This window comes from Desmonostoc vinosum, assembly GCF_059505385.1.
Window position 1 is genome coordinate 1 of sequence record NZ_JCACKM010000208.1, and the last position, 9,709, is coordinate 9,709.

General features: G+C 41.6%; 9 protein-coding genes. 3 read left to right on the forward strand and 6 right to left on the reverse strand.

Features of this window, described 5'->3' with window-relative positions; all coding sequences use genetic code 11:
- Window positions 1-117: 117 nt before the first annotated feature.
- Window positions 118-1,014, reverse strand: a complete 897-nt coding sequence (gene menA / locus AC5JMF_RS25205; protein WP_495798443.1) for a 2-carboxy-1,4-naphthoquinone phytyltransferase — start codon at window positions 1,012-1,014, stop codon at window positions 118-120.
- A 290-nt stretch (window positions 1,015-1,304) separates the two neighbouring features.
- Here menA and AC5JMF_RS25210 point away from each other — a divergent pair, with 290 nt between their 5' ends.
- Both AC5JMF_RS25210 and AC5JMF_RS25215 read left to right on the forward strand, forming a co-directional pair.
- Window positions 1,305-2,723, forward strand: coding sequence for an isochorismate synthase (locus AC5JMF_RS25210; RefSeq protein WP_495798444.1), 1,419 nt, complete (start codon window positions 1,305-1,307; stop codon window positions 2,721-2,723).
- 360 nt (window positions 2,724-3,083) lie between these two features.
- Complete coding sequence (locus tag AC5JMF_RS25215; protein WP_495798445.1) at window positions 3,084-3,758, forward strand: Coq4 family protein; 675 nt, start codon at window positions 3,084-3,086, stop codon at window positions 3,756-3,758.
- On the opposite strand, the gene AC5JMF_RS25220 is transcribed toward AC5JMF_RS25215, so the two are convergent.
- Window positions 3,732-3,956: a hypothetical protein gene (locus AC5JMF_RS25220; protein ID WP_495798446.1), complete on the reverse strand. Its 225-nt coding sequence runs from the start codon at window positions 3,954-3,956 to the stop codon at window positions 3,732-3,734. The genes AC5JMF_RS25215 and AC5JMF_RS25220 overlap by 27 nt on opposite strands.
- A complete protein-coding gene (locus AC5JMF_RS25225) occupies window positions 3,944-4,108 on the reverse strand; it encodes a type II toxin-antitoxin system HicB family antitoxin (protein WP_495798447.1) in 165 nt (54 codons plus the stop codon). The genes AC5JMF_RS25220 and AC5JMF_RS25225 overlap by 13 nt, the downstream gene beginning before the upstream one ends.
- 170 nt (window positions 4,109-4,278) lie before the next feature.
- Here AC5JMF_RS25225 and mtnA point away from each other — a divergent pair, with 170 nt between their 5' ends.
- On the forward strand, window positions 4,279-5,340 hold the full coding sequence (gene mtnA / locus AC5JMF_RS25230; protein WP_495798448.1) for an S-methyl-5-thioribose-1-phosphate isomerase: 1,062 nt from the start codon (window positions 4,279-4,281) through the stop codon (window positions 5,338-5,340).
- A gap of 232 nt (window positions 5,341-5,572) precedes the next feature.
- Here the strand turns inward: mtnA and AC5JMF_RS25235 are convergent, their stop codons facing one another.
- From AC5JMF_RS25235 to AC5JMF_RS25245, 3 genes are all read right to left on the reverse strand, one after another.
- Entirely contained in the window at window positions 5,573-7,474 is a 1,902-nt protein-coding gene (locus AC5JMF_RS25235) for a GTPase family protein (protein ID WP_495798449.1), read from the reverse strand.
- A 246-nt stretch (window positions 7,475-7,720) separates the two neighbouring features.
- Window positions 7,721-8,635, reverse strand: coding sequence for an alpha/beta fold hydrolase (locus tag AC5JMF_RS25240; protein WP_495798450.1), 915 nt, complete (start codon window positions 8,633-8,635; stop codon window positions 7,721-7,723).
- A 119-nt stretch (window positions 8,636-8,754) separates the two neighbouring features.
- Entirely contained in the window at window positions 8,755-9,195 is a 441-nt protein-coding gene (locus AC5JMF_RS25245) for a SufE family protein (protein WP_495798451.1), read from the reverse strand.
- Between the last annotated feature and the right edge of the window lie 514 nt (window positions 9,196-9,709).

Here is a 9,709-nt window from a genome sequence, read left to right on the forward strand (position 1 = left end):
CCTACTCCCTACTCCCTACTCCCTACTCCCTACTCCCTACTCCCTGTTTTTGTAAATAATTACGAATTACGTTAGCGCAGCGGTAGCGAGTCATCGAGCGTCATTACGAATTACAAATTACAACATGAATCCCACACCCAACAACAAGCAACTCCAGAAATGTACAGCCACAGCAATGAATTTACAGTTACTGACTTTTTCCGGTTGGTTGTGGTTTTGCTGGACGTGGCGACATAATTTGAGGGCATAAGGCAAACTTAGCCAACTCAGTAATGTCCACAGTGGAAACATTCCCCATAGTACAAATACTAGGGTGAGGGGATAAATACTAGCGGTAAACCAAATGAGGAGTTGGGCTGCTTTTGCTGTTCCCAGACGGACGATGGGCGATCGCTTGCCTGCTGTTATGTCATCCTTAACTTGGTGAAAATGCGAACAAAATAAAATTAAACTTGTGGCAATACCAACAATCACTGAGGCTGCTAAATTTGTGATTGACCAAGTTTGAGTTTGACTATAATATGAAGCGCTCATTGCCAAGGGGCCAAAGGCAAAAAAGCAAATAATTTCCCCTAAACCCTGATATCCTAAACGAAAGGGAGGCCCTTGGTACGTGTAGCCTAAAGCACAACACAACAGAATTATCCCTATGACGGTTGGGTCTTGTTGCCAGATGGCGATCGCTAATATGCCCAGCAATCCCAAACCTAAACACAAATTTCCTATCCAAAATATTAATGGTTTATTGCCAGTTAAGTTAACTAGAGAATGATGTTTATTTTGATCAATACCCGTTTCTGAATCAAAGACATCATTACTCAGGTTTTCCCAGGCCAAAATTAAAATTGCCGCAGCTACAAAAGTAGAAAATATTACTCCGTTAAAAACTTTAGTTTCCGCAAATGCAGTTGCTGTTCCTACCCAAATGGGCATGATGGCAACGCTGTACATCGGCGGCTTAATTGCTGCCATCCATAACTTAGTGTTGGGATATAAAATCTGCTTGGTAGTCATCTGTGTTGATTAATTAAATTCAAATAATCTTACTCACATGTTCGATTTTATGATTTAGTAGACACCAGATGCTATTGAATTAGCAAAAACTATCATCATCTATTGTCAATGATTAAGCTAGTGTCACTAAAACTCAAGTTGCAACACCAAATCAGGTATTTGGATCACCAGAAACAAGACAAAACCTACGCTGGTGAAATAGCGACTTAATATGTTACCTGTAGAAATACGACCACGTTTAATTGCACTTTAGGAAGATAACTTAAAAAAAATTTACTATAGTCAGATCTATGACAGTTTCACCATGTCGCAATAACTTGTTTGTTAATTACAAAGATTTATATCAATTTCTGTTATCGGTTCAAGAAAAGTGCATCAAGAATAATGGCCGGGAAATTGTCAGTATCTCCCAGGAGATTGACTTGGTAGACCCTCTAGTTGTATTGGAGAAACTTACACAAGCAAATGAAATAAATTTTTACTTTGAAAACAGAGGCAAAGGAGAGGCGATCGCGGCAATTGATGCTGTGACAAAATTACAAATTGATGGTACAGATCGTTTCACAAATGCAGAAGACTTTATCAAATTTTGTCTCAAAAACGTAATTAATTTTGGTAACACTAACTTACCATTTTCTGGCCCTCACTTTTTTTGTTATTTTAGCTTTTTTGATAAGAATTCTCAAGCAGATTATCCTTTTCCATCTGCTACAGTTTTTCTGCCGCGTTGGCAAATAGCTGTAAAAAACCAACGCTGTATATTAGTAATAAATACAATTATTAATACGAAGACAAATATTCAAAGAATATTACAAAATATTAGTTGTAAAATTGAATATCTTCAGTCTTTAGAATATTACTCTCCCCATATTGATTATTTTCCTACAAACTTCAACAAACAGCCAGTTACAAACGCTACTCATTTTAAACGCTCAGTATCCTCAGTATTAGAAAAAATCCGGTCTAGTCATTTGACTAAGATTGTTTTAGCGGATGCATTAGATGTAATTTCTAGTCATCAATTGAACTTATTTAAATCTTTAAATAATCTCCGACAAATCCATCCTAATTGTTATATTTTTTCTACAAGTAACGGTAAAGGACAAAACTTTATTGGGGCTAGTCCAGAACGTTTAATTAGTATTCATCAACAACAGTTAATTACTGATGCTTTAGCTGGTTCTGCACCACGAGGTAAAACACCTACTGAAGATGCTACCAATGCCGATCGCCTATTGAACAGTGAAAAAGAGAGACACGAGCATTTGTTGGTGATTGATTTTATTACTCAGCGTCTTACCCAGCTAGGATTGTTACCGCAGGTATTGCTAGCACCACGCTTACGAAAGTTATCCAACATTCAACATTTGTGGACACCAATTAGTGCCATAGTACCGACAAACGTACACCCATTGAAAATTATCGCCCAACTACATCCCACACCAGCGGTTGCCGGTGCAGCGAGGGATATTGCTTGTGCAGAAATACGGCGTTACGAAAGCTTTGAGAGGGGTTTATATGCTGCGCCTCTGGGTTGGATAGATGCGGAGGGAAACTGTGAGTTTATTGTGGGGATTCGTTCAGCTTTAATTAATGGCGATCGCGCCAGACTTTACGCTGGTGCAGGTATCGTGGCTGGTTCTAATCCCGATAAAGAGTTTGCCGAGGTGCAACTTAAACTTCAGGCGTTACTGAAAGCATTGGTTTGAAAATGGGGAATGGGGAGTAGGGAGTAGGGTAAGAGGTATTTTCATGCTCTGGTTGTGTGATTTTTTGCAACATTTGCTACTACTAAACTGACAAGCTTTAAATGTTGCAAATTATAGGTTGAGTCAAGTCACGAAACTCAAGACATAAAAACTCTGACATTGTTGGGTTTTACTTCGTTTAACCTAACCTACATCTAATGCATTATTTTAAATTTGTCATGTTACTAAGTAATTATATAACTTAACAAAAATTTATATATGTAACTATTTGCATATGCAATTTAATGCATATAATAAAAACTATATTCACTTAATTGCATAGTGATGTCATCGTCCATAACCGAATTAAGGAGATTTAAAATGTTGAGCGCATCTACAGCCAAACTTGGATTTCAGCAACATTTACAAAAGTTCAACCCTCTAGCAGGAATCAATTGGTTAGAACTTAGCCGTGCATACCGGGTATTTTTGAGTAATCCTTCACAAGGCATTCTGCATATTATTGAAGCTGCGCGTCACAGCAATTGGCAGCAGTGGGTTGAACAGCGTTTAGCTTCGCAGGCTACACATCTGTGCAGTGCCTCAATACAAATCGACATTCAACAACTCTCTAAATTACCGTCAGATACTTTGGGAGGAGCATACGCCCGACATATAATTAGCTCTGGTTTCAACCCTGAAGCTTTCGTGACACTCAAGGATGGAGAAAGCAGTATTTCTAGACGTTTGGCAATATCACACGATGTACATCATGTGATCATAGGCTTTGAGGGGACGCCCATTGGTGAATTTGGACTTGCGGTTTTTGTTCTGCTACAGTATCGAGATCTGCTCAACGTCTTTGTTCTATCCCACGCACCTTGGTTTGCCATTGGGCATATTCACCAAGTTCCAAAACTGATTGCTGCTCTCAGTAGAGGGCTACAAACGGGATTAAAATGTAAACCGATAATTGCTTATCCTTTTGAACAAAACTGGCACAAACCTATCAAACAAGTACGTCAAGAATTAGGAATCTTGGCTGTACTGAGTTAGGGTATATTTCCTGGAGGAAGTTTGTAGTGACCCAGTATCACCACATTCAGGTAGTCTAAGAGAAATATCGGCAATTGTGTATCGAAATCCTTCAACACTGTTTTTTCGCAATTCTCCGATAACTAGATACGCTAAACTCTCTTTATCTTTGTTCTGCTGCTTGTGATAAATGTTGGCAGCTTCCTCTAAAATTGACATTTGGCAACATCGAGCCAACCTTCAATAGCATCCTTTAAGTTAGCCATCACCTCCTCCATTGTGTCTCCTTCAGTGATACAACCAGGAAGTGCTGGAACCTCTGCCCAATATCCTCCTTCTTCTGCCGGATGAATAATTGCTTTAATTTTCATATGCCTTTTAAGCTATTTGCTGAAAATATACTAATAACCATTTTAAATTTTAACCCTGCTACAATCTGCGTGTAGCTGAAACCTCCTGCTGTTGCTCTTTTGAGCATCAAGGTGAGAGCAAAGCTTTATTTGATACAAGTTTACTAAACATCTATAAAACACCTCTTCCTATGACAAATTCTCAAAGTCAGGTTTACCCAGTTGTTTGGCATCACGATTCTGTGTCACTAATTGATCAAACTCGCCTACCCAACGAATACACAATCGTGGAAATTCACCGTAGCGAAGATATGGCACGGGCAATTAAAACGATGATTGTCAGAGGTGCGCCGGCGATTGGTGTGGCTGCGGCTTATGGCATGTATCTTGGAGCTAGGGAAATTGAAACAAGCGATCGCCATGAATTTTTAGATCGCCTAGACAAAGTTGCTCAGTTATTGCGTTCTACTCGTCCCACGGCGGTAAATTTATTTTGGGCAATTAGCCGGATGATCAAAGTTGCCTACGAAACCTTTGGAACAGTAGACGAAATTAAACAAACCCTACTGGAAACCGCCCAAGCGATCAATGCTGAAGATTTGCAAACCTGTCAAGCGATCGGTGACAATGGTCTAACAGCTTTGCCCACTACCCCAAATCAACTAACAATTCTCACACACTGTAACGCTGGAGCATTAGCAACCGCTGGTTACGGTACAGCGTTGGGTGTAGTGCGTTCTGCTTGGCGCGAAGGACGCTTAGAACGTGTGTTTGCCGACGAAACCCGTCCCCGCTTGCAAGGTGCAAAACTCACCGCTTGGGAATGTGTGCAAGAAGGCATTCCGGTAACGGTAATTACTGATAACATGGCGGCTCATTGCATGAAACAAGGTTTGATTCATGCCGTAGTTGTGGGTGCCGATCGCATTGCTGCTAATGGTGACACCGCAAATAAAATTGGCACATATAGCTTAGCGATCGTCGCCAAAGCCCATAATATTCCCTTCTTTGTTGCCGCGCCCCTTTCCACCGTTGATTTTGAATTAGCCGATGGTAGTCAAATTCCGATTGAGGAACGCAACCCAGAGGAGATATACCAAATTGGTGACACCATCTTAGTACCATCAGGAGCAGAATTTTACAACCCAGCATTTGACGTCACACCAGCCAAGTTAATTACAGCGATCATTACAGAAAATGGTGTTTTTGCTCCAGTTAATTTAGCAAAATTTCAACTCAAACAAACGGTATAACAAAGTGCTGAGTGGAAACCCAACTGTTTATTGCGGTCAGATCCCCTTAAATAATTCGTAATTCGTAATTCGTAATTCGTAATTCGTAAGCTAAAAAACATCTAAATTACATAATCAAATTAAATAAAACTCTTGTGGGGTGGGCATCTTGCCCGCCCTAATTATGCAAGTTATATGTGGAACAGCTTAATTCGTAATTCGTAATTCGTAATTCGTAATTCGTAATTCGTAATTAAATTTGACTAAGGTAATATTTAAATCGTTCTTGGAGTTGTTCAACCGTCAGATTTTGAGTCCAATACTCAACCAAGGCGTGACCAAATGCCCAAGCATTGTGATCGGGTGAAGCAGAATTTTCCAATAGCAGCGGCCATAAAGATAATAATTCAAAGTTAAGGGGGTTGGCGTTACCAGCATTTAACAACGAAAACAGCTCATATGCCATTTGGAGTTTGCCTATGACAATTGGCAACTGTTCTACAGGAATTTGCGCCGCTAATATATAAGCTAAGTCGGGTGAACCAGTAGAAAGTGTAGAAATGAACTGGAGGACGGGACTTTTTAGCAGTGCTGTCAATCCCTGTGTAGTCGTCATCTGAAAAGTGTAATGGTCAATGATTTGGGCAGCTGCGACAGTGCGAGTTTCCAGATTACGCAAAAAACGAGCCAGACGGAGTTGCTTAGCAGGTGCGATCGCTTCGACTAATCCTAAAGATAACTCTTCTACTCCCCAAGCAACTCGATTGGTTTTGCTGTCATTAGTAACAACAGGCAAAACTAAATTACAGTACTCGCCCAGCAACTGAACACGATACTCAGTAGCTTCTCGAATTGCTATTTCTTTGGGGCGATCGCCCCACTCCCAATCATAAGGTGGTTGCCATTCGCGGATGGGACGCAGCCGATCTACTTGGCTAACGATCGCAATTACAGGTAAATCTGCAATTTCTGCTTTAATATCTTGGAGAAAGTCTACATCCATTTGTAAAGCAGGATCGAGGGCTGGGGTGACAAGCATTAATAAATCGGCAGTACTAGCATAATCAAGCACTAACTTTCGTAGATCTTCACGCTTGACTTGTTCATAGCCTGGTGTATCCCAAAGTGTGAGAGTTTCTCCATTGTTTGTTTGCCAGTGGTAACTTTGGATCTCGTCGGTACTAGGCAAAACATCGACAGCTGCAAGATCGGCTTGAAATATTGTATTGATCAAGCTGCTTTTTCCGGCCCCTGTTCTTCCCACAAGCAGAATATTGACGGGTTTTTGCACAACCACCTCGGTGGGTTCTGCTTGAGCTAGAATGTCTCGCAGTGTTTGAGTCTTGATTTGAGGTAGCTTTGGTGTGGAAATTTGGATTGTACTACCGCCATAAAGTGCGATCGCTTGCCGACATAAATTCCTCAAAGCCGCTTCTCTGATTAACTGGCTCAAGTTTACTAAAAGTTGCTGCGTAGCCCGGTTACTCGAACCCTGACTAGCTTGTTTAGCCACCGCCGCCACAGGATTTAATAGCCATTGCGCCCAATTCCATGCTCGCCAAAATTTGCGAGCAGATGGCTCTAACTTGCGGTAAACTTCGTATGCTTGGTACGCTTGCCCCACAGTCACTTGATTGAGAGCAGGTGATAACTTCTGCATCCACTGGTCTAAATCATCCACTGTTCCGCGAATCAACCCGTAAGCCTGGGGAACGTAAATATTTAATAAAGGGTACTGAACTTCTGGATTATAAATCCGAGCGATCGCCACTACCAAATCCTGACATTGCTGCCAAAAGTTCTGCCAATCTTCCCAAAGCGGGCGATCATTTTCCGTAGTTTGTAGAATCTCTTGGAGAGCAGTTTCTGCTTGCTTAGTGGCGTCACCTATTCCTGGCAATGCGTTGGCGTCACTTGTAGCCGATTCTAGTTCGGCGCGAATCTCTGCTACTACAGCCTCCACCTGTCCCACCATTGGTTGCGTCCATTTCACCAGCAACCAACGCCAGCCCACCAACACGATAGTGAACACACCCCAAATCCAGTTAATACCCCAATCGTGAATCTGCAAACCTGCCGAGATGAGCAACAAACAGATGATAGAGGCGATCGGAGTTGCTAAGATGATCCATTGCCACAGTTGTAATCGCACCATTGGTTTGTTTTGGGGATTGGGGACTGGGGATTGGGGATTGGGGACTGGGGATTGGGGACTGGGGACTGGGGACTGGGGATTGGGGACGCGGTGAGACAGCGCTGCAGGAGGGTTTCCCTCCGCAGGCGACTGCGTTAGCGCAGCGTTAGCGAGCTTGCGAGCGTCACCCGAAGGGGGACGCGGAGAAAATTACTTTCTCATCTCTCGCTCACTGAGCGAAGTCGAAGTTCATCTCCCTGTTCCCTTTCATACGTCCGAGGGAAATAGAAAATCTTGGACTGCTGCAAAGACTGCTGCGGAATATTCTTCATGTAATCCCAATGAACCTGGGATGACGATGCTTTTGACTCCTGGTAAGGCTGCTAAAGCTGTCATTTCTGTTTTTGATTTTGGCGGGCTTGATTCTCCAATAACCACCATGAGCGGAACAGATAATGGTTGCACCAAGGCTAGAAAATCAGATTGCTCATCTACTGCATCCAGATTACCAGTTACAAAGGCAGCAGAAGCAAACCGCGCTCCTGGTTGCTGAGTTGTTTGCCACTTCTTGGCGATGAAACTGGGTGTAAGTTTTGCCGTGTCAGTATACACATGACGACGGTACATAAAATTTAAGAAAGATGGTGTGGTGTTGAGTTTATAAAGGGCTTGACCGAGTATAGGCGATCGCACTAATCCTCTAACCATACCAGCTATCTGCTGACTTGCTCCCATTGTTGGCAAAGGCCCCCGCCAAGTAGGACACACTAAAACAATTTTGGAGAAAACACTAGGCTGATTCTGAGCTAGTTGCAATACGTAACTAGCAGCATGACCAGCAGCAATCACTGTTATTGGAGTATTAAAAATAGAGGTGACAAAATCGGCTAAAAATTGCTGATATAGTGCTGGTTTGTAATCTAAACTCGGTCGAGAAGATTCCCCAAAACCAGGCCAATCTACTACGATTACTTGAAAATGAGGAGCTAATAATCTCGCGAGTTCAGCCATTTCAACCCGTGTAGAAACGCTACTGAAAGCTGGTAATAGTAATAGTGGTGAACCTTTGCCAAGAGTTTCATAAATAACGCGCAATTGTTGGTTTTCCCAGTTCCAGAGATATTCTTGAACCACTCCACCAAATCCCACTGCATCGATATTTGATAATAAATTGGTAGACATCAGCCTAATTTTGGTAGTTAGTTGTCAGTTGTCCTTTGTCTTTTGTAAATAACTAATGACTAATGACCAATGACAGTTTTTATTGCAGGTAACTAGCTTATTTATCTTGATTAATGAGGCTAATTAGACAAATCTAATTTGGATTCAAATGCTTTTTTTTGCATGGTTTTAAAAATATTGTAAAAGCCATTAGCGCGTGAAGGTGTCAGACTAACATTTAAGCCGGTTGCTTGAATAAAATCTGGAGTCAGTTGTACAACTTCGGTAGGAGTTAGCCCGTTTAATCCTTCAATCAAAAGCCCTACTAATCCTTTAGTTAGTTGAGAATCAGAATCTCCTTGGAACACAACCTTACCATCATTGAGGGTTGCTGTAATATAAACCTGAGAAACACACCCAGGTACTTTATTTTCTGGTATTTTATCAGCTTCTGGAAACTCATTGAGCTTTTGAGCATACCAAATGAGTTGCTCATAGCGTCGCTTGGGTTCAGAAGCACGTTGGAAGCGCTGAACAATTTTAGCAAGAGCTGGTGGTAGGGAATCGAGAGTAGAGGACATGACAGAAACGAAAAATAATCGGTATCATCTTGAGTGTAAATTATCTTTCGAGCGATCGCGCTTGGATTAACCTTGGCATATCAGCTGACCTTAACAGTCTTTACTGACTATTAAGTTGTCAAAACTCAAACAATTAATGCGTAGAGTGTAATCAAAAAAACTCATTTTTGAACGCATAAATTCGTAGTTAAATGTAACAATTATTTCTCTGAATTTGTGTTTAAAATCTGCGATTTTATGCTGTGTGCTAACTACTAACGCGATTTTTACTCGTGCGAATGTACTACTTTCTATTTTAGCTCTAGCGATCGCCTAGCAAGTTCCAGCCCTCTATGCCGTTTTCTACGGTGTACATCGGATGTGAGAGGGGGTAGGGGGAGAAATACAAACACCAATTCCCCATTACCCCTAATCCCCACTCCCTCCGGGAGCCTATCCATTACCCGGATCTTTCTTAACAAACAGACAAAATACTTAAAATTAGACCGAAAGGGTTGATGGGTATAGTTTTGAG

Excerpts from the sequence above, each read along its gene's own strand:
- menA (WP_495798443.1), bottom strand. The coding sequence starts at position 1,014 with ATGACTACCAAGCAGATTTTATATCCCAACACTAAGTTATGGATGGCA.
- AC5JMF_RS25210 (WP_495798444.1), top strand. The coding sequence starts at position 1,305 with ATGACAGTTTCACCATGTCGCAATAACTTGTTTGTTAATTACAAAGAT.
- AC5JMF_RS25215 (WP_495798445.1), top strand. The coding sequence starts at position 3,084 with ATGTTGAGCGCATCTACAGCCAAACTTGGATTTCAGCAACATTTACAA.
- AC5JMF_RS25220 (WP_495798446.1), bottom strand. The coding sequence starts at position 3,956 with ATGTCAATTTTAGAGGAAGCTGCCAACATTTATCACAAGCAGCAGAAC.
- AC5JMF_RS25225 (WP_495798447.1), bottom strand. The coding sequence starts at position 4,108 with ATGAAAATTAAAGCAATTATTCATCCGGCAGAAGAAGGAGGATATTGG.
- mtnA (WP_495798448.1), top strand. The coding sequence starts at position 4,279 with ATGACAAATTCTCAAAGTCAGGTTTACCCAGTTGTTTGGCATCACGAT.
- AC5JMF_RS25235 (WP_495798449.1), bottom strand. The coding sequence starts at position 7,474 with ATGGTGCGATTACAACTGTGGCAATGGATCATCTTAGCAACTCCGATC.
- AC5JMF_RS25240 (WP_495798450.1), bottom strand. The coding sequence starts at position 8,635 with ATGTCTACCAATTTATTATCAAATATCGATGCAGTGGGATTTGGTGGA.
- AC5JMF_RS25245 (WP_495798451.1), bottom strand. The coding sequence starts at position 9,195 with ATGTCCTCTACTCTCGATTCCCTACCACCAGCTCTTGCTAAAATTGTT.